At 57.4% G+C, this 23,329-nt stretch carries 24 protein-coding genes; 15 read left to right on the top strand and 9 right to left on the bottom strand.

The window, feature by feature from the left end:
- Window positions 1-95: 95 nt before the first annotated feature.
- Window positions 96-596 carry a c-type cytochrome gene (locus ACFCXQ_RS12855; RefSeq protein ID WP_379551190.1) on the top strand — a complete coding sequence of 167 codons (501 nt, stop codon included), beginning with the start codon at window positions 96-98 and terminating at the stop codon, window positions 594-596.
- A gap of 38 nt (window positions 597-634) precedes the next feature.
- Entirely contained in the window at window positions 635-1,300 is a 666-nt protein-coding gene (locus ACFCXQ_RS12850) for a cytochrome b/b6 domain-containing protein (RefSeq protein ID WP_379551188.1), read from the top strand.
- 3 nt (window positions 1,301-1,303) lie between these two features.
- On the opposite strand, the gene ACFCXQ_RS12845 is transcribed toward ACFCXQ_RS12850, so the two are convergent.
- Together ACFCXQ_RS12845 and mgtE are read right to left on the bottom strand one after the other, a co-directional pair.
- On the bottom strand, window positions 1,304-1,744 hold the full coding sequence (locus ACFCXQ_RS12845) for a DUF1489 family protein (protein WP_379551186.1): 441 nt from the start codon (window positions 1,742-1,744) through the stop codon (window positions 1,304-1,306).
- An 11-nt stretch (window positions 1,745-1,755) separates the two neighbouring features.
- The gene (gene mgtE / locus ACFCXQ_RS12840; protein WP_379551184.1) at window positions 1,756-3,228 is read right to left on the bottom strand and encodes a magnesium transporter; all 1,473 of its coding nucleotides are present in this window, start codon (window positions 3,226-3,228) and stop codon (window positions 1,756-1,758) included.
- A gap of 124 nt (window positions 3,229-3,352) precedes the next feature.
- On the opposite strand from mgtE, the gene ACFCXQ_RS12835 reads away from it, so the two are divergent.
- The 6 genes from ACFCXQ_RS12835 (at window position 3,353) to ACFCXQ_RS12810 (ending at window position 9,509) form a co-directional block, all read left to right on the top strand.
- On the top strand, window positions 3,353-3,799 hold the full coding sequence (locus tag ACFCXQ_RS12835; protein WP_379551182.1) for a peptidylprolyl isomerase: 447 nt from the start codon (window positions 3,353-3,355) through the stop codon (window positions 3,797-3,799).
- Window positions 3,800-4,217: 418 nt separating this feature from the next.
- On the top strand, window positions 4,218-5,570 hold the full coding sequence (gene miaB, locus ACFCXQ_RS12830; RefSeq protein WP_379551180.1) for a tRNA (N6-isopentenyl adenosine(37)-C2)-methylthiotransferase MiaB: 1,353 nt from the start codon (window positions 4,218-4,220) through the stop codon (window positions 5,568-5,570).
- Between the two features lie 114 nt (window positions 5,571-5,684).
- Window positions 5,685-6,719: a PhoH family protein gene (locus ACFCXQ_RS12825; RefSeq protein WP_379551178.1), complete on the top strand. Its 1,035-nt coding sequence runs from the start codon at window positions 5,685-5,687 to the stop codon at window positions 6,717-6,719.
- Window positions 6,720-7,122: 403 nt separating this feature from the next.
- The gene (gene ybeY, locus ACFCXQ_RS12820; protein WP_379551176.1) at window positions 7,123-7,608 is read left to right on the top strand and encodes an rRNA maturation RNase YbeY; all 486 of its coding nucleotides are present in this window, start codon (window positions 7,123-7,125) and stop codon (window positions 7,606-7,608) included.
- A 21-nt stretch (window positions 7,609-7,629) separates the two neighbouring features.
- The gene (locus ACFCXQ_RS12815) at window positions 7,630-8,556 is read left to right on the top strand and encodes a hemolysin family protein (protein WP_379551174.1); all 927 of its coding nucleotides are present in this window, start codon (window positions 7,630-7,632) and stop codon (window positions 8,554-8,556) included.
- Window positions 8,557-8,624: 68 nt separating this feature from the next.
- Window positions 8,625-9,509: a LysR substrate-binding domain-containing protein gene (locus ACFCXQ_RS12810; protein ID WP_379551172.1), complete on the top strand. Its 885-nt coding sequence runs from the start codon at window positions 8,625-8,627 to the stop codon at window positions 9,507-9,509.
- 23 nt (window positions 9,510-9,532) lie between these two features.
- Here the strand turns inward: ACFCXQ_RS12810 and ACFCXQ_RS12805 are convergent, their stop codons facing one another.
- The 7 genes from ACFCXQ_RS12805 to ACFCXQ_RS12775 all read right to left on the bottom strand — a co-directional run bounded on the left by ACFCXQ_RS12805 (window position 9,533) and on the right by ACFCXQ_RS12775 (window position 13,826).
- Window positions 9,533-10,429, bottom strand: a complete 897-nt coding sequence (locus ACFCXQ_RS12805; protein WP_379551170.1) for a lysophospholipid acyltransferase family protein — start codon at window positions 10,427-10,429, stop codon at window positions 9,533-9,535.
- Window positions 10,401-10,823: a Fur family transcriptional regulator gene (locus tag ACFCXQ_RS12800; protein WP_379551168.1), complete on the bottom strand. Its 423-nt coding sequence runs from the start codon at window positions 10,821-10,823 to the stop codon at window positions 10,401-10,403. The genes ACFCXQ_RS12805 and ACFCXQ_RS12800 overlap by 29 nt, the downstream gene beginning before the upstream one ends.
- A gap of 86 nt (window positions 10,824-10,909) precedes the next feature.
- Complete coding sequence (locus tag ACFCXQ_RS12795) at window positions 10,910-11,347, bottom strand: MucR family transcriptional regulator (RefSeq protein ID WP_379551166.1); 438 nt, start codon at window positions 11,345-11,347, stop codon at window positions 10,910-10,912.
- Between the two features lie 137 nt (window positions 11,348-11,484).
- A complete protein-coding gene (locus tag ACFCXQ_RS12790; RefSeq protein WP_379551164.1) occupies window positions 11,485-11,946 on the bottom strand; it encodes a GNAT family N-acetyltransferase in 462 nt (153 codons plus the stop codon).
- Window positions 11,943-12,557: a tRNA (adenosine(37)-N6)-threonylcarbamoyltransferase complex dimerization subunit type 1 TsaB gene (gene tsaB, locus ACFCXQ_RS12785; RefSeq protein WP_379551162.1), complete on the bottom strand. Its 615-nt coding sequence runs from the start codon at window positions 12,555-12,557 to the stop codon at window positions 11,943-11,945. Before tsaB ends, ACFCXQ_RS12790 begins: the two co-directional genes overlap by 4 nt.
- Window positions 12,558-12,614: 57 nt before the next feature.
- Entirely contained in the window at window positions 12,615-13,223 is a 609-nt protein-coding gene (locus tag ACFCXQ_RS12780; protein WP_379551160.1) for a malonic semialdehyde reductase, read from the bottom strand.
- Window positions 13,224-13,244: 21 nt separating this feature from the next.
- On the bottom strand, window positions 13,245-13,826 hold the full coding sequence (locus ACFCXQ_RS12775; RefSeq protein WP_379551158.1) for a NifU family protein: 582 nt from the start codon (window positions 13,824-13,826) through the stop codon (window positions 13,245-13,247).
- A gap of 114 nt (window positions 13,827-13,940) precedes the next feature.
- Between ACFCXQ_RS12775 and ACFCXQ_RS12770 the strand changes: the two genes are divergently transcribed.
- The 7 genes from ACFCXQ_RS12770 to ACFCXQ_RS12740 all read left to right on the top strand — a co-directional run bounded on the left by ACFCXQ_RS12770 (window position 13,941) and on the right by ACFCXQ_RS12740 (window position 23,290).
- A complete protein-coding gene (locus ACFCXQ_RS12770) occupies window positions 13,941-16,877 on the top strand; it encodes a M16 family metallopeptidase (protein ID WP_379551156.1) in 2,937 nt (978 codons plus the stop codon).
- 124 nt (window positions 16,878-17,001) lie between these two features.
- On the top strand, window positions 17,002-18,375 hold the full coding sequence (locus tag ACFCXQ_RS12765) for a class II 3-deoxy-7-phosphoheptulonate synthase (protein WP_379551154.1): 1,374 nt from the start codon (window positions 17,002-17,004) through the stop codon (window positions 18,373-18,375).
- A gap of 145 nt (window positions 18,376-18,520) precedes the next feature.
- Entirely contained in the window at window positions 18,521-19,789 is a 1,269-nt protein-coding gene (gene egtB / locus ACFCXQ_RS12760; protein ID WP_379551152.1) for an ergothioneine biosynthesis protein EgtB, read from the top strand.
- Window positions 19,789-20,775, top strand: a complete 987-nt coding sequence (gene egtD, locus ACFCXQ_RS12755) for an L-histidine N(alpha)-methyltransferase (protein WP_379551150.1) — start codon at window positions 19,789-19,791, stop codon at window positions 20,773-20,775. The genes egtB and egtD overlap by 1 nt, the downstream gene beginning before the upstream one ends.
- 3 nt (window positions 20,776-20,778) lie before the next feature.
- The gene (locus ACFCXQ_RS12750) at window positions 20,779-21,711 is read left to right on the top strand and encodes an NAD(P)/FAD-dependent oxidoreductase (protein ID WP_379551149.1); all 933 of its coding nucleotides are present in this window, start codon (window positions 20,779-20,781) and stop codon (window positions 21,709-21,711) included.
- 46 nt (window positions 21,712-21,757) lie between these two features.
- Window positions 21,758-22,438 (top strand): retropepsin-like aspartic protease family protein, encoded by a 681-nt coding sequence (locus ACFCXQ_RS12745; protein WP_379551147.1) that lies wholly within the window; start codon window positions 21,758-21,760, stop codon window positions 22,436-22,438.
- Between the two features lie 60 nt (window positions 22,439-22,498).
- The gene (locus ACFCXQ_RS12740) at window positions 22,499-23,290 is read left to right on the top strand and encodes a tyrosine-protein phosphatase (RefSeq protein WP_379551145.1); all 792 of its coding nucleotides are present in this window, start codon (window positions 22,499-22,501) and stop codon (window positions 23,288-23,290) included.
- The last annotated feature ends 39 nt before the right edge of the window (window positions 23,291-23,329 follow it).

Raw genomic sequence — 23,329 nt, 5'->3', positions numbered from 1 at the left:
ATGCTAACTGATCGATAGATTCGACAATCAAATCAGTATTTGGTTAAAGTAACGCAGAGCATTTCCGTAGCATTTTCAAAAGCAGGAGCATTCCAATGAAGCAAAGCACTATTTTCCGCGTGAGCATTGCAACTGGAGCCCTAGCGATACTTGCCGCCTGCGGCGGAGACGTTGCGGAAACCGACGAAGGCGCAGCCGCTGCAAGCGATGAACCCGCAATCATTGGCGAGCGCCAGTCTAATTTTGAAGGTATCGGCGACGCTTTCAAAGTCATTCGCGGCCAGCTTGAAGGCGGTGCGCCCGACTTTGCGGCAATCGAAGGCGCGGCGACGGATATCAATGAGCGCGCGCAGCGGATCACTGAGCACTTCCCAGCTGATACCAGCGTCGACGATGGCTACGACACCGAAGCGCTCGCGACGATCTGGGAGAAACCAGCCGAGTTTGAAAAAGCTGCGCAAGATCTGGTCGATGCTAGCGCTGAAATGATCACCATTGCGGCTGGCGGTGATGTGGCGGCTGTTGGCGAACAAGTCAAGGCGATGGGCGGCACGTGTAAAGCCTGCCATGACGAGTTCCGCCTCGACACCGACTGATCCCCTCGGCCCCAAAGGCATGATCGGGAAAGGCCAAAATGGACGCTGAAAAGACCATCACGGTGTGGGCTTGGCCAGTACGCCTGAGCCATTGGAGCTTTGCTTTTCTCGTTCCCATGATGTGGTACACCGCTGAAAATTCGCTGTGGTGGTGGCACACGCGGCTCGGCATGGTCTTGTTCGGGGTTCTCTTATTCCGGATTTCATGGGGTTTTGCCGGATCAGGCACCGCGCGCTTCGCGCAGTTTGTGCGCGGACCTTCAGCGGTGATTGCTTATCTTCGCGGCAAGTATGACGAGGGTATTGGCCACAGCCCGCTTGGCGCTTTGGGAGTAGTCGCATTGCTTGGCGCGATGAGCCTACAAGTGGGCATGGGCCTGTTTGCTGGAGATCCTTTTGACGGTGCGACGGGTCCGCTCAACGGCCTGGTTGGCGTGATGACGGCGGATATGCTGACCGACTGGCATGAGACTTTCCTGTGGGTGGTTCTTGGTCTGGTCGCGCTGCATCTCAGCGCGATTGCATTTTACGATGTTATCAAACACAGCAATCTGATCGAGCCTATGATCACCGGACAGCGCGACGTCGCGCCGTCCGTAGCTGAGGATATTGAGCATGGCTCCCGCGCTAGGCCATTTATCGTCTTGATCATCTGCGCCGCGATAACGGTCTGGGTGTGGCTAGGGGCGCCGCCTTTCAGCTAAACACTAGAGCAAACCCAATCGCTCTAGTTTCGCGGCCATCTTGCCCGGCAAAACATCGCCCGCATCCTCGCCCTCGGCTAGGTCTGCAGGAGCATTTTCGTCCTTCAGATAGCGCCACCCCTGATGCGCGCGTTTGCGTTGCTGGTGAACGCGGATCAACTCTGGCTTTAAATTGATGTGCCAGCGGCCATCCTCAGTCTCAGTAAAGCCCAATATTTCGGAGCGTGCGACCAGCGAATGGTTGAGGATCCAATAAAGCGATCCGCCCTCCATTTCCTTGTAACGGGTTGGGCGATATTTGGTGGTCAGCGCAATGCTTGCTCGCTCAAAATACCAGCCTGCCAAATCCTCCCATGACTTCGCGCCAAAGGCGATCTTGGTCATGTGGAGCGGCGCACCGTTCGGATCGGGCTTAGCGGGTGTTTTGCGCCGCCGTCTGGCCATGCCTACGCCTCTCAGACCACGCCGCTGAGGACAGCGAGCCCCAGAAACGCGAAGAAACCCATGCTGTCGGTGATCATGGTGACAAACACGGAGGATGCGACCGCAGGATCTTGATTCATACGTTCAAACGCAACCGGTACGAGCACCCCGGCCGTGCCCGACACTATAATATTCACCAGCATCGCGAGCGCGATCACCACACCAAGCTGCGGTGTAAAGATCGCCGCCGTACCAATGCCAATGAGCACCGCAATGGTTGCGCCATTGAGCAGGGCAACGCGCAATTCGCGCCACACGATCCGCCACGTGTTCGAACGGGTCAGCTGGTTCATCGCAATCGCGCGCACCGCCACCGCCATTGTCTGCGTGCCCGCATTGCCGCCAATGCTTGCGACAATCGGCATCAACACGGCGAGCGCCACCAGCTTCTCAATTGCCGCGCCAAACGCCCAGATAATCGCGCTGCCGACCAAAGCTGTGCCGAGGTTCGCGATAAGCCAGCGGACGCGGCTGACGTAAGCTTCGCGGATTGGCTCGTTAATGTCGCCTTCGCCCGCACCCGACATAAGCAGGGCGTCTTCGCCAGCTTCTTCGGAAATGATATGAACCACATCATCGGCAGTCATTTGTCCGACCAGCCGCTCGTTCTCGTCAACAACAGCGGCGCTGATGAGGCCGTATTTCTGGAACATCAGCGCAACTTCTTCCTGATCCAGCCCGACCGGGATCAGCGTCTGATCGCGCTTCATCACATCCGCCAGCGCAATGTTACGCGGCGTGCGCAAGATCCACGACAGCAGGCATGTACCGACGGGATGATGCCGCTCATCAACGACATACACCTCATAAAACTCATTCGTCATATCGGTCTGCTCGCGCAGATAGTCGATCACATCGCCCACTGTCAGATGCTCTGGCACCGCGACAAATTCGCGGTTCATCAACCGCCCGGCTGTCTCCTCGGGATAGGCTAGGGCGCTCTCAACTGCGGCCTGCGTCTCCGGCTCCAGCTCGGCGATAACCGCTTGTTGATCCGATACATCCAAATCCTCGATCAGTTGGACCGCATCATCGGTCTCCAGCTGTTCGGCGATGGTTGCGACTGCCTCAGGCTCGAGCGCCTCCATCATATCCTCGCGGACATAATCGTTGAGCTCGGCCACAACATCCGAGCTCATCAGGTCAGTAATCGCAGCGGCCAGATCAGCGCGCTCACCCTTGTCGAACAACTCGAACAGATCGGCGATGTCTGCGGGGTGTAGCGGATCGACCAAATCATAGACCTGAGCCGTGTCATCGGCATCAAGCGCATGTTTGACCCGGCTTACATATTCCGGTTTGAGCGTGTTTTCCTCATCATGCCGCTCATCATCAATCCGGTCATCCGGACGCGCAGCATCCTCCGCTTCGCTCTCAGGCGGATCGGCCAGCATGACGCCATCGTTTTCATATGGCTCGTCTTCGTGTGGAAGCTCCTCCGACATGGGTGTTTGTCTAGGCCGCGCCTCTGCAAAAGCAAGCGGCTTGCACCTTCTTTGGCCCATGCCGCGTGACTTATCCCGAATAGCCACTATATCGGCGGCCAATTCATTCACGGAGATAAAGACTATGGCCGATAAACTCACTCTCACGCTGGACACTGGCGATGTTGTTATCAAGTTGCGCCCCGATCTGGCACCCGGTCATGTCGAACGGATTACCGAGCTTGCGGGCGAGGGCTTTTACGACGGCGTGGTGTTCCACCGCGTGATCCCAGGCTTTATGGCGCAGGGCGGATGCCCCAATGGCACGGGCATGGGCGGCAGTGACAAGCCTGATCTGAAGGCTGAGTTCAACGCAGAGCCGCATGTTCGCGGCACATGCTCAATGGCGCGCACACAGGTTCCAGACAGCGCGAACAGCCAGTTCTTCATCTGCTTTGGCGACACCGAGTTTCTTGACGGTCAGTACACCGTCTGGGGCCAGGTTGAGAGCGGCATGGACCTGATCGACGGCCTTGCAGTGGGTGAGCCGCCTGCTGAGCCAAGCAAGATCGTTAAGGCGAGCGTTGGGTAAAGAGCTTTCCAAGAGTGGCAAGGATGGCCCGCCGCCGCGCGGGCCGGACTACCTTATGCCTCATGCATGCTTCGCGTGCCGTAAATCGTGGAAGCAGAGCAAAGAGAGCAATCACCTTTGTCCGGAATGCGGAAGTGAGCTTCACGGCATGGGACGTTATTTTCGTGTTCCAAAACAGTCAGATAAGCGCGAGTGGGCGAAAGTAGAAAAACTGCGCCGGTCAGGCTACTTCTTTCATGGTCGAATTGCAGATGTTTGGTCGAAAGGCGTCACTACGCAATTTGAGGCATTTCCTGACGATCTAAGTGAAGTAGATGATTGGATCGCGCGCAATCCGAGGCACAGCCATCGTCTTCGATCTCACTGGCCCAACGACTGATTGAACCGCACCCTACTTCTCGCTAAGCGCATCACGGATATGAAACCGCAAACTCCCCCCAAGACCTATAGGGTCAAGAGCTTCGGCTGTCAGATGAACGTCTATGATGGCGAGCGTATGGGTGAGCTGCTGAGCGAGCAGGGCATTACGCCTGCGCCGGAGGGGGAGGATGCCGATCTGGTGGTCCTTAACACGTGCCATATTCGCGAGAAGGCGGCGGAGAAGATCTACTCTGACATTGGCCGCCTGACGAAAGGTAAAACGCAGAAGAAACCGCCTATGATTGCGGTGGCGGGCTGCGTTGCTCAGGCTGAGGGCGAGGAGATTATGGCGCGTGCGCCGGCAGTCTCCATGGTGGTCGGCCCGCAAGCCTATCACCGCTTGCCTGAAATGGTGGAGGATGCGGTGAAGGGCAAGCGCGGCACCGACACCGATATGCCTGCAATTGCGAAATTCGCCGCGCTGCCACAACGCCGCAAAAGCGCGCCCGCTGCGTTTCTGACAATTCAGGAAGGGTGCGATAAATTCTGCACTTATTGCGTGGTGCCCTATACGCGTGGTGCGGAAATATCGCGACCTTACAGCGACTTGGTCGAGGAAGCGCTTAAACTGGTTGATGCCGGTGCGCGTGAAATTACACTGCTAGGACAGAATGTTTCGGCATGGTCTGGCGAGGATGAGACGGGCACGCGGCAAGGGCTGGCTGGCCTGATCCGGCGGCTGGCTAAGGTCGATGGGCTTGAGCGACTCCGTTATACCACCAGCCATCCAGCGGACATGGATGATGATCTGATCGCCGCGCATGGCGAGATCGATAAGTTGATGCCGTATCTCCATTTGCCGGTGCAGGCGGGGAATGATCGCATTCTGAAGGCGATGAACCGCTCGCACACTGCAGAGAGCTATTTGCGGTTGCTCGAACGTTTCCGCGCCGCGCGGCCCGATCTCGCGCTGTCTGGTGACTTTATCGTTGGTTTCCCCGGCGAGACCGATGCTGAATTTGAAGACACTCTGAAGATCGTCGATGAAGTGCGCTATGCGCAGGCTTACAGCTTCAAATATTCGCCGCGTCCCGGCACGCCCGCCGCGACGATGGACGATCAAGTTCCGCTGGAAGTGATGGATGAGCGCCTGCAACGCTTGCAAGCTGCGCTCAACCGCGACCAAATGGCGTTTAACAAGGCGAGTGAGGGCAAGACCTGCCAAGTGCTAGTGGAGCGCAAGGGCAAGCTACCCGGCCAATGGCTGGGCAAGTCACCTTGGCTACAAAGCGTATGGTATGAAGGCCCAGAAAACGGGAGGGGCGCAATTGGCGATCTGGTGCAGGTCGATCTGATCGAAGCAGGGCCCAATTCAATCCGCGGTGCGCTGATCGAGACTGTGTCCGCCTGATTACAGGCATGTGACTTTCCCCAGCCATCGTGCAGGCGCAAACTTGCGCTCGGGGCGAGGCGCCTTACATTTCCTATAGCATGTAACTTCAACCCCGAGTCCCCATAGGAGCCTATGGCCCGAAAACCTGCAGGTAAACCAACACGAGAAACTGACCCTGACACTTCGCCTGCGCCGGGCGGTGAAATACGCCGCGCCGCGACCGATATGGCATTTGATGATCAGTCGCTGCTAGGCCCTCTATTTGGCCAGTTTGATGCCAATCTCGTGCAGGTGGAGAACCGGCTGGGCGTGTTTATCTCTGCGCGCGGTGACAAGGTTCGGATCGAGGGGCCGGAGGATAGCGTCGGGCGCGCCCGCGAAGTCTTGCAAACCATGTATGACCGGCTGGCTATGGGGCAGGATCTGGACGCTGGCGCGATTGAATCGCTGATTGTGATGTCGAATGAGCCGACGCTGGAAGGCATCGTAAACGCCAAGCCTGACGTGCCGCCAATCATGATCCGCACGCGCCGCAAGACAATCGTCCCGCGCAGCGCGATGCAAGCGACTTATATGCGTAGCCTGGTGCGCGATGATATCATCTTTGCGCTGGGTCCGGCGGGGACGGGCAAAACCTATCTCGCGGTTGCGCAGGCGGTCAGCCAGCTGATCAATGGCAGTGTTCAGCGCCTGATCCTGTCGCGCCCGGCGGTGGAGGCGGGCGAAAAGCTCGGCTTTCTGCCCGGTGATATGAAAGAGAAAGTCGATCCCTATCTGCGCCCACTATATGATGCGCTGTATGATTGCATGCCGCCCGAGCAGGTGGAGCGGCGCCTCGCGAGCGGAGAGATCGAGATCGCTCCCATTGCCTTTATGCGCGGGCGGACCTTGGCGGACAGCTTTATCATTTTGGACGAGGCGCAGAACACCACGCGCGAGCAGATGAAGATGTTCCTCACCCGCTTTGGCCAGAACAGCCGGATGGTTGTGTGCGGCGACCCGCATCAGGTCGATATTCCCGGTGGTGACCGGATGAGCGGGCTGGCGGATGCTGTCGGCAAGTTGGAGAGCGTTGAGGGCTTTGGCACGATCCGCTTCACCGCCGCCGATGTGGTGCGCCACCCGATTGTGGGCCGCATTGTCGAGGCATATGAGGGGCCAGGATAGCTCTCACGTGCAACATCCCGATTATAACACAAGGGCGTGGGGGGCTATCTGGTTCACCAAATACGCGATGCTTTTTGGGCTTTCACTTGTTTTCCTGTTTGTTGCATTTTCGAGAGAAAAAGGCTGGTTTCTTGGGTTATCGAGCTATCTCGTTTGCTTGGTCGCGTTTCTCTCTTGGCGTTCTGCGAATGAGAATGTGAAGCCGCTAGCGAAGATCAGTCTCGGTGTGTTCGTTCTTTTGGGTTGGGGGTACACAACTGCTTCTATCTTTTCGGGGCCGGGAGACACTGAAATCTGCTATGATCGTATGCAAAGCACGGGCTTCAGAGGACCACTTCAGAACCTTGGACCCGATCCAAGTTGTAAAGGAACGCCGCTTCAGGATGTGGAAGTCGACGAGTAGGTGAAGCTAGATATCGGTATTCAACGTTGGCCCACAGGCAAGTGGGAGGTTCTGGCTGAACGCGCTGCAGAGGCAGTCGGCGAAGTTGAAGTGCCGCTCGCTAACCCGCGGCTCGAAACCAGTATTCTCTTCACTTCCGACGAAGAAGTTCATGCACTTAACCGGGAATGGCGCGCCCGGGACAAGCCAACCAATGTGCTGAGTTTTCCGATGCTAGCGCGACCCGAATTGCTCGCGCTCACGCAAGATGGCCCGCCCGTCATACTTGGCGACATCGCGCTAGCCTACGAGACCTGCGCGCGTGAAGCGGACGAAAAAGGCATCAGCATCGAGCATCACGCCGCGCATCTGATTGTGCACGGTTTGTTACATTGCGCGGGCTATGACCACGCAATCAGCGACAAAGGTGCGGACGAAATGGAAGCTCTGGAAATCGCCATACTTGCAAAAATGGGCATAAAAGACCCATATGAACACCGCGACTAAATAGGAGTGCACCACAGGGCCATGCCCGATTCGTCATCACCCGCGGGAGACGCGGAGAGTAGCAGCGGGTTCTGGTCCAGGCTGGGACCCGCCATCAGCAAGTTTTTCGACCCCGAAAGCGGCGAGCGTTCTTTGCGCGAGCAAATCGAGGAAACCCTCGATGAGCATGAGGATGAAAACACCGTAGAAGCATCCGGCGATAACGATGACGGCGACCTGTCATCGGTAGAGCGCCAGATGATGCGCAACCTGCTGCATTTTAGCGAGCATGACGCGGACGACGTGGCGATTCCCCGCGGCGAGATTATCGCTGTTAGTGCGGCCGCAGACTGGGCTGAACTCGTCGCGGCATTTTCCGAAAACGGTCATTCCCGCATGCCGGTTTACCGCGATCAGCTCGATTCTGTGATTGGTATGATCCACCTCAAAGATGTGTTTCCATTTCTTGCGAATGGCACAGCGCCGCCTAGCGATTGGACGACCCTGATGCGCCAGCCTCTCTATGTGCCGCAAACCCGCAATGCGCTTGACGTGTTGGCTGATATGCGAACCAATCGTGTGCATTTGGCAATTGTGCTTGATGAGTTTTCCGGCACAGATGGGATCATCACTATCGAGGATTTGGTCGAGGAAATTGTCGGCGAAATTGAGGATGAGCATGACGAGGTTCCAATCGAGCTGATCGTCGCAGTTGGAGAGGGCGTTTGGGACTGCGATGCCCGCGCTGAGCTTGACGATATCGCCGAGAAAATTGATCCGCGCCTTGCGGAAGTTGAAGAGGCGGTCGACACACTTGGGGGGCTTGCATTCGTGCTGGCTGAGCAGGTTCCCGAAGTTGGAACAATGCTCGATCACGAGAGTGGATGGCGCATCGAGGTTACGGCGGCGGACGAAACGCATGTGACACGTCTTCGATTACATGCACCACAGGAACCGATTTCCGCCTAGTGAGTTGATAAAAACGAGTGTATCAACACGCTAGTCATGCTCCGGAGCATGCCGGTAAAGGATTATCTATGGCCACCCGCCGTCTTCCGCCATTACGGGCTTTAGAAGCGTTCGTTCGTACTGTGCGTTTGGGGTCTGCACGCGCTGCGTCAGATGAGCTGGGACTGAGCCCATCGGCTTTGTCGCGTCGTATTGGCAACCTTGAGACCTTTGTTGGCAAGAAATTGTTCACGCGCGCGCGTCAAGCGATGCAACTCACCGATGAGGGGCAGGCTTTTTATGAGGCGGTGAACCCGCATCTTGAGGCTCTGGCGCGCGCGGTTGAGAGCCAGTCTGACAATCTCTCACTGCTGCGCTTGAGGCTCGGTGTGCTGCCCATGTTTGGCAGCAAGCGCTTGTTCCCGCGACTGGGTGAGCTGCGAACGCGCCACCCACTGCTTCATATCGACATTGATACCGGCCCGCACCTTGAAGATCGGGTGGGCGACACGCTGGATGCAGCAATCATCCTGTCGCGCGGCCCCGCCAGCGGGCTGCACGCAATCCGGCTTGACCACAATAATGTGCACGCGATTGCCAGCAAGGCTCTTGCAGACAAGCTAGGCAAGGAGCCGGATGAAGAGCTACTCGCCAAGCAAACTTTCCTCATTCACAATGAGTTGCCTGAGAGCTTTCAAGCTTGGAAAGCCGCGCTCTCGATGCAGGATTTGGACCCGGCTGCGATTGATCACTACGATTCCGGGCAATTGATGCTTGAGGCTGCCGCGCAGGGGCTTGGCATCGCGATCATGCATGACGACCATTTGCGGCGCGATGAAGATGCCCGGCTGACCAATCTTTATGGGGTCGAGGTTGAGAGCCCCTATAGCTACTGGTTTGTATGCAAGCCGACGGCGCTTGAAGAGCGTCCTGTGCGGCTATTTCACGACTGGTTGGTTCGCGCCGCGCTTTAGCAGTTTCGCACTAAGCGGGCGCGCTATTCGATGGGTGTGATGTCGTCATCGGGCGCTTCATAGCGGATCGGCGGCACGGTGTGCCTGAAATCGCGTAAGGGCTTGCCAAGGCTCTCTAGCAAGACCTCCTCGATCTCGGCTCGCGCTTTGGCGCCAATCGCCTTGCGTCCGCGGAAGTCTTCAGGGCTAAATGGCTCCAAATAAGTGATTTTTAGCGGAAATGAGCCCGCGCGAGACAGCACGCGTTTGGCATTGTTCGGGCCGCTTTCCTCGCCAATCCAGCCCAACTCCTCAGCCACTTCGCCATAATCCAGCAGAACCGGCTGAACGAGAACGCCGGGCGGCGGCGGTTCGAGCACGCTGAGCATGCTGGTTTTAAATGGCAAGAGCGATTGGCCATCCGTAGTGGTCCCTTCCGGAAAGATGGTGACGGACCAATTGTCGTTGAGCGCTTCGCGCAAGGCGTTGATCTGTGCCGCAACACCAAGGCGGTTTTCGCGCTTCACAAAGACCGTTCGGTTAAGGCGGCAAAGCCACGCTATGACTGGGACCTGGGAAAGCTCGTGTTTTGCAACGAAGGCGGTCCCGCTCGCACCAGCCAGTGCAAGAATATCAATCCATGAGACATGGTTGGCGACAAAGAACACGTCGCGTCGCAAAGGTGTCCCGATGACGGTTACGCGCGCGCCGCTTATCCACGCAGCATATTTGAGGAAGTACTTGGGGAAGGGCGAGCCGTAAGCGAAAATGCGATAAAGGTAATGAAGCGGCACAAGGAGAAGCAGCAATGTCGCCATTGCCAGCGCCCGCAAACCATATCTGACTTGCCCACCAAATGTGATTGGCGTGCTTTCACCATGCATTGCGGCAATGCGTAGTGCGCTTTTGCGTTCAGCCTTCGCGGTCGAGGCGGACCCCATAAAGCTCCATCCTGTGATCGACTAGGCGGTAGCCGAGCTTTTCTGCGATGACTTTTTGTAAGGCTTCCAGTTCTGGATCGACAAACTCGACAACTTTACCTGTTTCGACGTCGATCAGATGATCGTGATGGGCCTCGGGGGCGGCCTCATAGCGCGCTCGCCCATCGCCGAAGTCGTGGCGATCAAGAATGCCAGCTTCTTCAAATAGCCGCACGGTGCGGTATACCGTCGCGATTGAAATCTTCGGATCAACTTTGCTCGCGCGCTCATGCAACAGTTCGACGTCAGGGTGATCATCGCTGTCTGACAAGACTTTCGCGATGACGCGCCGCTGCTCGGTAATTCTAAGGCCTTTGTCTGCACAAAGTTGTTCAAGATCGATCCGCTGCTGCAAAAAACGCTCCGTTAACTGAAAGGACGCGCTCAGCTATAGGTGCCGCGCACGTCCTTCTCAAGTTCGCAAATGAGGGTGATACCCTATTAGCTCTTCTTACGGCGGCCGCGCTTTTGGCCAGGCTTGCGGCCAAGGCCAATTTCCTTGGCCAGTTTGCGGCGTGTTTCTGCATAATTTGGCGCTACCATCGGATAGTCAGCCGGAAGGTTCCAGCGCTCGCGATATTGCTCAGGCGTCATATCGTAATTGGTGCGCAAATAGCGCTTGAGCATTTTCAGCTTCTTGCCGTCTTCGAGGCAGACAATATAGTCGGGCTTGATTGACGCGCGAATTGAAACAGCCGGCTCTGGTGGCGGCGCTTCTTCAGTTGTGCCAATATCCAGCGAGGATAAGGCTGAATAAACATTGGTGATAAGCGCAGGCACATCATCTACAGTTACGCTGTTATTACTAACATGTGCAGCAACGATGTCCGACGTGAGCGTTATCAACGCCTCAGACATATCTGTTTCAAAATTATCCATGGCAAACCTCATTAAGGGCATTTTTGTTTTTGGCGTTGGTTGCGACCCAGCCACCTCCCATTGTATCACAGCGACATTATTTGCAAGGGGTTCGATGTGAAGCTTGTGCAAACAAGTATAGGCTGTGCCATACTGTGTCAGATTGTGAGAGAGAACGTAATCGCATCCAATCGGCTACCTTCAGCAGTCTTATAATAATCCTTGCGTCGGCCAATTGGTACAAACCCATATTTTTTGTAGAGGCTCTTCGCTGTGTTGTTGGCGCGCATCTCCAAGAATATTACGCCTATGCCACGTGATGTTGCTTGCTTAAGAAACAAACTGAGTATTGATGATCCAATACCTCGGTTCCGATATTCTGGGACAACGGCAATCAAGAGCAGCTCTTCTTCGCCTGCGACGCTACGCGAGAGTGTGAAGCCAACTGCTTCCTCATCGAGTTCTGCAATACCGCCGGCTTGGTTGGCCAATAAAAGATGCGTGCCTGGTACTGCCAAAGACGCTTCAAGCTGGCGCCTGTTCCATGCCTCGCCCCATTGCGGGTCAAAGGCGGTTTCCATAATCGCCATCGCGCGGTCAATATTGTCTCGCTGCATCATTGCGGCAGCTTCGCATCTGGGGCGCGGCCGTAAATCGGTGCTAGATGCTCGATATGGAGCGCAGCAGGAACACACAAAGCATTACGCGCATCGGGAAGGTGCTCGGTCAATTCACCATGCCCGCGCGCTTGGACAAATTGTTCTGCGCCATTGCCTAAGACCTGTTGGTGCTCGAAAATCTCAGCAGCCTTATCGGGCGTGGCCGAAATAAAGTCGGCCTCTGGTTCCAAGTCGCGCGAATAGGGCTGAACGAATAGTTCTCCGTGGCCGCCCTTCATGACAACGAGCACGGCATCATTGATTCCGTGTTTTGCGCCGCCCGCCGCGACCAATGCAAGGGTAGGGATGCCGAGTACCTGCGCGCCCCAGGCAATGCCAAGTGCGCGCGCGGCAGCGAGGCCAATTCTTGTTCCAGTAAAGCTGCCGGGACCAAGCCCAACCAGAATACGCTCAGCACGGCCCTTTTCTGGCAATTCACTGACCATCGGCACAAGCCGTTCAGCGTGGCCGCGTCCAATCAGATCGTGGCGCCAATCCAGCATTTCGCAATCGCTATCGAAAAGCGCGGCTGTGCATGCCTCCGTGGCGCAATCGATAGCTAGTGTTCGCATACGGACCGCGTAGCCTTAGCCGGCGGTGTCTCGCAAGCGGCTATATTTCAAATGATTTCAGACGACCAGGTTAAAGCGACCAAACTCGGGGCGCGGGCTGCGCTCAAATATACTTGCCGGGTCGCCATAGCCGATTGAACAGATGAAGTTGATCTTATAGCGCGGGGAATCCGCAAAAAAAGCCTTCTCGAGCGCTGCTGCATCGAAACCCGACATCGGTCCGCAATCAAGCCCGATCGAGCGGGCTGCCAGCATTAGATATGCGCCTTGAAGCGCCGCATTGCGGAAAGCGCCTTCTGTGCGCCCTGCCTCGTCGCCCTCGAACCAGCTTTTCGCGTCGGTATGCGGGAATAGCCACGGCAATTGTTCGTGAAAATCTATGTCATGCGCGATTAGAACCGTGACAGGCGCAGCGGCGACCTTATCTGCATTTCCTTCCATCACGCAGCTCTTGAGCTTTGCTTTCGCCTCATCCGAGGTGACCCAGACGAACCGGCCAGGCTGCATATTGGCGGAGGTTGGCGCCATTTTCATCAGGTCGTAAATGCGTTCAATCTGCAGCGCTGAGACAGGCTTATCGAGCCAACCATTATAGGTGCGCGCTTCGTTAAATATTTGGTCGAGCGCGGCGTCCGACAAGACGGTGTCATGGAATTGCGTAGTCATGGAAGTCCTGCTGGCTCAGAGTTACGCTGCGCGAACTTCGACGACTTCGGGCACATAGTGCTTCAGCAAGCCCTCAATTCCGTGCTTGAGCGTTGCGGTGGACGATGGGCAGCCGGAACAGGCGCCCTGCATAGTCAGATAGACAACGCCGTCTTTGAACCCGCGATAGGCGATATCGCCGCCATCGCCAGCGACCGCTGGGCGAATGCGCGTCTCCAGCAGTTCATTGATCTGCGCGACGACATCTTCGTCAGCCGGATTTTCATCCACTAAGAGCTCTGTTCCTTCAGCAGGAACTGCAATTCCAGTCGCATCGCCGCCGGCAAACAGCGGCGCTTCGCTGATAAAATGATCGAGCAGAATGGAGACTACTTGCGGTTTCAGCTCGCTCCAATTGACTCCCGGCGCCGCCGTTACGGTGACGAAATCACCGCCGAAGAAGACGTTCACGACCTCTCCTGTGTCGAACACAGCCTGAGCAAGCGGGCTAGCCTCTGCTGCTTCTGGCGTCGCAAATTCGCGCGTGCCGCTGGGCATGACTTGCTGGCCCGGCAGGAATTTCAGGCTGGACGGGTTCGGGGTGGTTTCTGTCTCGATAAACATACAGTGTTACTTAGGTATCGATCAGCATCCTCACAAGAGAAACAAACAGATCGTTTGCGACAGGCAAAAACCGTTCACTATCCCTTCACGCCTTTGCCCTTTATACGTGCCCCTATGACTTCATTCCCGCGCTCTTTGCGTAGCCTCGCTCTGATTCTCCCAGCATTGCTGCTTTCGCCCTCAACGGCGCTTGCGCAAGATGCGGCCCTGCCTGCACCGACTGCGCTGCAAACGGGCGATGAAACGCCGTGGATTTACGAGGGCAGCGATGTCCCGCGCGATAAGGAATGGTTGTTCGGCGCGATGGAAAACGGGCTGCGTTATGCGGTGCGGCGCAATGGCGTGCCGCCTGATCAGGTGTCGATCCGCGTCCGGATTGATGCGGGCTCATTGCATGAGCGTGATGAAGAGCGCGGCTTTGCGCATTTGCTCGAACATTTGCTGTTCCGTGAAAGCAAATATCTCGGGCCGGGCGAGGCGATCCCAACTTGGCAGCGGCTGGGCGCGACCTTTGGCAGCGACACCAATGCTGAGACCAGCCCGACGCACACCGCCTACAAGCTGGACCTGCCCAATATTGACGATGCGAAGCTGGAAGAGAGCTTCAAGCTGCTGTCCGGCATGATCCGTGAGCCGGTAATTAATCGCCGCAATCTTGAGGCCGAAGTGCCGATTGTAATGGCGGAGAAACGCGAGCGGGGCGGAGCAGCTCAGCGGAGCGGCGATGCTACACGGCAGACTTTGTTTGCGGGTCAGCGGCTATCCACGCGCAGCCCGATTGGCACGATTGAGACGTTGCAAGGCGCGCGGGCCAGCAAGGTAAAGGCATTTCACCGCCGGTGGTATCGTCCTGAAAACACGGTGATTTCGGTCGCTGGAGATGCCGACCCGGAGCAGCTTGCGGCTCTGGTCGAGAAATATTTTGGCGATTGGCGTGGACGGGGCGAACTGACCCCCGCACCTGACTTTGGCGACCCGGCTGCTCCAACCGGGGCTGATCCGGAGAACCCGGTTGGCGAGACGGTTGTGGTGGTCGAACGCGATCTGCCGCGCTCATTCACCTTTGCTGTGATGCGGCCTTGGCGCCCGGTTCAGGACACGATTGCCTATAATCAGGGCCTGCTACGCGATGCATTGGCGCAGGCGCTGATTAATCGCCGTTTGGAAGCGAAGGCCCGCGCTGGCGGCAGCTATCTCTATGCTCAGGTTCAGCAAGACGATGTGAGTAGATCGACTGATGCGACATTTGTGTCTTTCGCGCCGCTCAGCGAGGATTGGCAAACCGCTTTGGCCGACGTGCGCGGCGTGATTGCCGATGCTCTGGCTACACCGCCAAGCGATGAGGAAATCGCGCGCGAAATCGCTGAGTTCGAGCAGGTCTTTACCAGCTCGGTTGCTGAGCGTGCGGTAATGCCCGGCTCGCGTCTTGCAGACGATATCGTCCAAGCGGTTGATATTCGCGAGGCTGTCGCATCGCCGGAAACGGTTCTGATGGTTTTTAACGGCATGAAGGATACCATCACCCCTGAGCAGATCCTTGAGCACACCCGGGCGCTCTTCAAAGGCTCAGTTATTCGGGCCTCCTATGTGACGCCCGCAGAAGGAGAGGCGAGCGCTAGCGGTCTGCAGACCGCTCTTCTAGAAAAGGCCGCTGTCGACCCCAATGCGCGTCTTGCTAGCGAGCCTATTTCCTTTGAGGAATTGCCGGCCATTGGCAGAGCAGGTGAAGTCGAAAAGGCCGAGCCGATTGGCGTGCTCGATATCGAGCAAGTACAGCTTTCTAACGGTGTGAAAGCGATCATCTGGTCGAACACTGCCGAGCCCGGACGTGTGGCGGTCAAAGTGCGCTTTGGTGGCGGTTACCGCGCCTTTGAAGCGGACCAAGGGCCTTACATGGCTCTTGGTAAAACTGCGCTGGTGAGCTCGGGTGTTGGCGAATTGGGGCAGGAAGAGCTCGACCGGATTTCAACGGGCCGCAAGATGGGCTTTAACTTCGGCATCACCGAGGGGGCATTCACCTTCTTTGCGCAAACCCGGCCTGAAGATCTGGCTGATCAGCTTTATCTCTTCGCGGCAAAGCTTGCCATGCCTCGCTGGGATACGGCACCGGTTGAGCGGGCAAAGGCCGCTGCGCGCCTTGCATATGAGAGCTTTTCGACCAGTCCAGCTGGCGTTCTTAATCGTGATCTGGAGCTGTTCCTGCGCGATGGCGATGCACGGTTCGCAACGCCTGATCTAGCCGCGCTGGCCGAGACAACACCAGAAGGTTTCCGCGAAGTGTGGGAGCCGCTGCTGGCGCAAGGCCCAATCGAAGTGCATATCTTCGGCGATTTTGACAGGGAAGAGGGGCTTGCCGCGCTTGCGAAGACCTTTGGCGCATTGCCGCCGCGTGATGCCTTGGACGAGGCGGTTGCTGGCCGGATGACGCGTTTTCCTGCGAGCAGCGAAACTGAAATATTGCGCCATCGCGGTGATGCCAATCAGGCCGCTGCGGTTATGGCATGGCCAAGCGGTTCTGGCGTCGCATCTCTGCGCGAATCGCGTCAGCTCGAAATCTTGGTGCAGCTTTTCAACAACCGACTGCTTGATGCGATGCGTGAGCGGGCCGGTGCTAGCTATGCGCCTGTGGTTCGCTCTGAATGGCCCAGTGACGCGCCGTCGGGCGGGCGAATTACAGCCTTTGCTCAATTACAGCCGGGCGATGTGCCGATTTTCTTCCAGGAAGCAGATCGGATTGCTGATGACCTCGTCGCCAATCCGCCTTCCGCTGATGAGCTGGAGCGGGTCACAGAGCCATTGCGGCAATATATCAGCCGGGCTTCAACCGGTAATTTGTTCTGGCTGTTCCAACTTGAGGGCGCCACGACTGACGCGCGTCTGATCACATATCTGCGCCCATTGCTCAGCGATTACTCGCGCACGACGCCGGAAATCATGCAAATGCTGGCGAAGCGCTATTTCGGATCGCGCGATGGTTTCCGTTTGGCGGTGATCCCTGAGGGGCAGCAACTAGCGACGACTATTCCCGAAGGGGCGGTTTCGGGCCGGTAACTGACAGTCCAGAAATGGGGCTTGCGCGCGGACAAGTAGAATTGTCCTTGCTCTGATCGCTGGTTTGCTATCGGGTGCAAGGAATACAAATGCCGCGTGGCGGCAAATCAACGATAGGTGAAATATGGCCCAGAATTGGTCGCCGGATAGCTGGAAGAATTTCGAAGCGCGGCATTTGCCCGTCTATGAAGACGCGCAGGCATTGACCTCCGCTGAAACGACGCTGGCGTCTTATCCACCACTGGTCTTTGCCGGGGAAGCGCGCGCACTGAAGGCTGATCTGGCTGAAGTTGCGGAGGGGCGCTCCTTCCTGCTTCAAGGCGGCGATTGCGCAGAGAGCTTTGCCGAATTTCACCCGAATAATATTCGCGATACCTTCCGCGTGATCCTGCAAATGGCGGTGGTTATGACCTTCGCCAGCAAACACCCTGTGGTGAAGGTTGGCCGGATGGCGGGGCAATTTGCCAAGCCGCGCTCCTCGCCAACCGAGACACAAGGGAATGTGACCCTGCCAAGCTATCTTGGCGACAACATAAACGGCATTGAGTTTGATCCGGTTCAGCGCGTGAATGATCCGCAGCGCATGGTTCGCGCATATTCGCAGGCTGCGGCAACGCTCAATCTGCTGCGCGCCTTTGCGGGCGGTGGTTATGCGAACCTGCGCCAAGTCCATCAATGGACGCTTGATTTTATGGGCCGCTCACCTTGGGCGGAAAAGTTCAGCGTGATGGCCGACCGGATCGGCGAATCGCTCGATTTCATGGAGGCTTGCGGAATTGACCCCGCGACTATCCCGCAATTGCAGGGCACTAGCTTCTACACCAGTCATGAGGCGCTGTTGCTCCCGTATGAGCAAGCTATGACGCGGCAAGATTCGCTGACCGGCGACTGGTATGACACCAGCGCGCATATGGTCTGGATTGGTGACCGCACTCGCTTTGAAGGCAGCGCGCATATTGAGTTTGCGCGGGGCATCGGCAATCCGCTGGGCATGAAATGCGGCCCCTCGCTGGAGCCTGATGCGCTGCTCAAGCTGCTCGATACGCTCAACCCCGCTCGCGAGGCAGGCCGCATCACACTGATCAGCCGCTTTGGGCACGACAAGGTCACAGAAGGCCTACCAGCTCTGGTCCGTGCCGCGAAACGCGAGGGGCATCCCGTGGTGTGGAGCTGCGACCCGATGCACGGCAATGTCGTGAAATCCGATAGCGGATATAAGACACGGCCATTCGACCGGATCCTGACTGAGGTTAAGGGCTTCTTTGATGTTCACCGCGCCGAGGGCACACATCCGGGCGGGGTCCATGTTGAAATGACTGGTCAAGACGTAACCGAGTGTGTCGGCGGCGCAGTTGCGATTACTGATGAGGCGCTGGGCGACCGGTATCATACGCATTGCGACCCGCGGCTCAATGCGGCGCAATCGTTGGAACTGGCGTTTGGCCTTGCTGAAATGCTCAATGAAGAGGCGACAGTGCGGCGCGCGGACGCCGCGTAACCGGGCGCGGTTAAGGGACGCAAACTTCGCGCGAATTGGCGCCCGCATCTTTTTTGGGTGACCCCCCTTTAATTGGCGTGCGTTAGGCGTCATAGCTTTAGGTGGTTGTACGCATTCTGGCAGCCGCAGACGACGAGGGCAGGCATTGCCCCAGAGCCAATCCAGACCTGCTTCTCAACCCGAAACCGGGTTGCCCGATCAGTTCCGCGCGACGCGCGTATTGAGCGAAGCGCTCGCAGCACCGCTAAGCGATGCCGATGCGACGATCCAATCGATGGAAGATGCCTCGCCTGCAAAATGGCATTTGGCGCATACTACCTGGTTTTGGGAAACGTTCCTGCTGCGTGAACATGCGGCGGACTACCAACTGTTCGATGCTGATTGGCCGTTTTGCTTTAACTCTTATTATGAGGCCGAAGGCGAGCGGATAAATCGCTTTGCGCGGGGCATGTTGTCGCGGCCATCGCTGGATGAGATTTTGGCGTATCGGGCGCATGTAAATGCGACGATGGAAGGGCTGCTTGATGATCCAAGTCATGCCGATCTGATCGCGCTGGGCATAGCGCATGAGCAGCAGCATCAGGAATTGCTTCTGACCGATATCAAGCATGCGCTGTTTCAGAATCCGCTTGGGCCAGCGATGTGGGAACTACTGCCTGAACCCGCAGAGCCAGCTAAGGATATCGGCTGGCATTCGCACCCCGGCGGTGTCGCGAAGATTGGACATCAGGACTCAGGCTTTGCCTTCGACAATGAAGGGCCTTCCCACCGCGTTCTACTCGAACCTTTTGCGCTGGCAAATCGGCTAGTCACTAATGCGGAATGGGACGCATTTATTGCCGATGACGGCTACAAGACGGCAACCCTGTGGCTTTCCGACGGCTGGGCATGGGTCAAAGAGAACCACATCACCGCGCCACTTTATTGGCGGGACAATCAGGATGACCCCGAGCAATTTACGCACGCCGGCTGGCAACCGCGTGACCCGAATGCGCCGGTGACGCACATCTCTTACTATGAAGCGGAGGCCTTTGCGAGCTGGGCAGGCCGCCGGCTACCCACGGAATTTGAGTGGGAAGCGATCGCGCGCGGGCAAGAGGGCGATTTGCAAGCGCATGATCCAGCGAAAGGGAACCAGTTGGATACCGCGTCCGCGCCTATGCCGCGCGGCGGCACAAGCCTGTTCGGTGACTGCTGGCAGTTCACCCGCTCCGCTTATTTGCCATATCCGCGATTTGCGCCGCCTTCGGGTGCGGTGGGCGAATACAATGGCAAATTTATGAGCGGCCAATGCGTCTTGAAAGGTGCGAGTTGCGCCACGGTCCGCGGCCATTCGCGCGCTTCTTATCGCAATTTCTTCTACCCCCATCAACGCTGGCAGTTCACCGGGCTGAGACTGGCAAAGGACCTTTAATGGCAGAGCAAGAAGGGATCGCACTGGTCGATCTCGACGAGAATGGCGTTGACCGGGCGTTTCGCGCCGACGTTTTGGATGGCCTCGCTGCGCGGCAAAAGGCGATCCCAGCGCGCTGGCTTTATGATGATGTGGGATCAGATCTGTTTGAGGATATCACGCAGATCCCGGAATATTATCCCACCCGCGCTGAGACCGAAATACTGACGGATCGCGGCAAAGAGTTTGCTACGAAAATTGCGCCGGGATGTGCCGTGGTAGAGTTTGGATCGGGCAGCTCGGTAAAGACGCCGCTGCTGCTCAAGGCAATTGCGCCCGGTGCCTATGTGCCGCTCGATATTTCGGGTGATTTTCTGCGCGAGGCCGCTCAGGATTTGGCGGCGAAATTTCCCGGTCTGCCGGTTTATCCGGTGGAGGCGGACTTTATGCGCACTGTCGATCTGCCGGCAGAGGTCGCCGCAACGCCAAAGCTCGGCTTTTTCCCAGGCTCGACCATAGGCAATATGGTCCCGCGCACGGCGGTGGATTTGCTGCGTTCTATGCGAGAAACATTAGGCGAGGGTGCGCAATTACTGATCGGTATGGATCTGGTGAAGGGCCGCGACATTCTCGAGGCGGCCTATGATGATGCTGCCGGGGTGACGGCCGAATTCAATCTCAATCTGGCCCGGCGGATCAACCGCGAGCTTGATGGCGATATTCCGACCGAGAAGCTGCGCCATATTGCCCGCTGGAATGATGATTTTGCGCGCATAGAAATGCATCTAGAGGCGAATGAGGCAATTGCTTTCAGTGTCGCTGGTCAAGAGTTTTCGATGCGCTCTGGTGAGACTATCCATACGGAAAATAGTCACAAATTTACCCGTCGCAGTTCAAAGCTATTGCTTGAGGCTGGCGGTTGGACCCCGCAGAAACGCTGGCTTGATAGCGGTAAGCGTTTCTCTCTTCTGCTTGCTGAGGCAACTGAACCAAGAAAGGCGCCCTAACTCATGCGCGTGGCAATTATCGGTGCCGGAATGGCGGGTCTTTCGTGTGCGCAGAAACTGCGCGGGGCTGGTATAGAGCCTGTCCTATTTGACAAGGGGCGCGGGCCGGGCGGACGCATGGCGACGCGGCGCGCGGAGGTCGAGGGTGAGACGCTCCACTTTGACCACGGCACGCAATTTTTTAGCGCCTCTAACTCTGCTTTTGTTGCGCAGGTGGACAGTTGGCAAAGGGCTGGCGTGGCTGACATATGGGAGGCCGCTGGCGCGCACGCATTTGTTGGCACGCCGAGCATGAACGCCCCGCTTAAAGCTATGGCGGCAACAAGCGATGTACGCTGGGCACAGCGCGTTGAGGTGATCCGGCGCCTGGATAATAAGTGGCATCTATCCGGCGAAGGTCTCGACCACACCTGCGATGTCGTCGTTTGCGCTATCCCGGTTGAGCAGGCGGCGGTGCTGCTTACCGATGCTGCGCCTGATTTTGCTCGTTTTGCAGGCGCGGTCGATTCCGATCCGTGCTGGGCAGCTATGGCGGTTTTTTCTGAGACTTTGGAGCTCAGCGATGTGACGCGGGGGAGAGATGCTGTTGCATGGGCCTCGCGCAATTCGTCGAAGCCGGGGCGGGAAGGGCGTGAGACCTGGGTGATACATGGCGGCGAGCGATGGTCACGCGAACATCTGGAGCTTTCGCCAGAAGAGGTAGGCACGATGCTGGTCGAGGCATTTTTCGCCGAAACGGGCATTACCCCTTGCGAAACCGTCCATCTGACCGCGCATCGTTGGCGCTATTCAACGCCGCAGCCGGGCAAAACGCCCGCATCCTTGTGGGATGCGCAGACGCGTCTTGGCGTTGCTGGTGATTGGCTGATTGGGCCAAATGTAGAGGGGGCATGGCTATCGGGTCAATCGGTCGCGGCGCAGATCACCTCGGCCTAGCCACTCGGTCCTAACACTCATGGAAGTGTAAGGCGTGATGCCCTATATGAGTGATGTGGACATAGAGCCTGCCTTCTCTGCCGCCGCCGACATAGTGCGCGCGATTCCGCGATTTGAATTGCTGGTCGCTGCGGTTATGGCGCTGGTGCTGGGTTGGATCGGCGCTTCCATGGCGCGGCGCAAAGTCGCTGGCGGGCGCTTCATCAGCACGGTTAGTACACTGTTTTTGGCTGGAATTCTCATCACGGTCGTTCTGCAATTGTCGCGCTTTGACCCGCGCCTCGACGTCGCGGTGCCGCAAATCGGCTTGCCAGAACAAGTAGTTGAGGGCGGCGAAACGCGCGTGCCACTCTCAGCGGATGGGCACTTCTGGCTGCGCGCTAATGTGAACGGCGTTGAGGCGAATTTTCTGGTCGACACTGGGGCCACCCTGACAGCGGTGTCGCAAGGGCTCGCAGATCGTGCGGGGCTGGAGCCGCGCCGGGGCGGCATTCCCGTGCGTATTCAAACCGCCAATGGTGCAGTGAATGCAGAAATCACGTCAATTGAAAACCTCAGTTTCGGAAATGTCGATGCAAGCGGGATTGATGCGGTAATCGCGCCGACGCTGGGCGATACCAATGTGATCGGGATGAATGTGCTCTCGCGCCTTGGCTCTTGGCGAGTTGAGGGGCAGACTATGATTCTTGCGCCTGCTGATCCGAGGCAGCCTAGCTCGGCGAATTAATCCGGGTAGCGCCCGTATGGCTGCTTGCTCAGCCTCTGCGCGGCTGCCACCGTCCGCTTCATGATTCGATCCGAAAAACCTGACCCATTTATTCCGACCGAGGGAATTCACAATCTCCGCGATTATGGCGGATATAACGTTGCGGGCGGCGGTACCATCCGCACTGGATTGCTGTTCCGATCCGGCCAGCATGTCAGTGCAACTGATGCGGATCTGGAGGCCTTTCACTCTTTGGATGTTCGCACGATCATTGATCTGCGCGGCAATAGCGAGCGCGAACAGCATGCCTGCCGGCGCGCGCCCGAGTTTGACGCGCAGGTCGTCTATTTCGATGGCGAAACCAGTAGCAGCCCGCCGCATATGGACGTCGCGCCGGGAACCACTACGGCAGAATATGCGCGTCAGCGGATGACCGCCGTTTACAGCCGCATGCCGCACAACCCGGCGATGATTGATATGTTCGGGCGATATTTTCGCGCGCTTGATGAGCGCGATGGCGGCAGTCTGGTCCATTGTTTTGCGGGCAAGGACCGCACCGGCGTCGCGGCGATGATGCTGATGCATGCACTGGGCGCAAGCAAAGACGATCAGATGCACGAGTTTCTGCTGACCAATGCCGCACCAACCATCAATGTGCTGCGCGATCAGTCAGTGCCGGGGATAGAGGCACGTCTCGGCATTACGCTCGACGAAGACGCGGTTCGCGCTCTGCTGGAGGTGCATGAGGATTATCTCAGCCGTTATTGGCAAGTGGTTGAGGACGAGCATGGCAGCCTCGATGCCTACCTCGAAAGTGTGATAGGTGTGGATGACGCCATGCGTGAACGGCTCAAGACGCGCTTCTTGGTTTAAGAGCCTTTCTTGGGCGTGACTCTTCGCGCTGGGCTTCCC

Source organism: Qipengyuania rhodophyticola, assembly GCF_042493225.1.
GTDB lineage: Bacteria > Pseudomonadota > Alphaproteobacteria > Sphingomonadales > Sphingomonadaceae > Erythrobacter.
The sequence above is the reverse complement of the archived record's forward strand: the minus strand, read 5'-3'. Positions and strand labels throughout refer to the sequence as shown.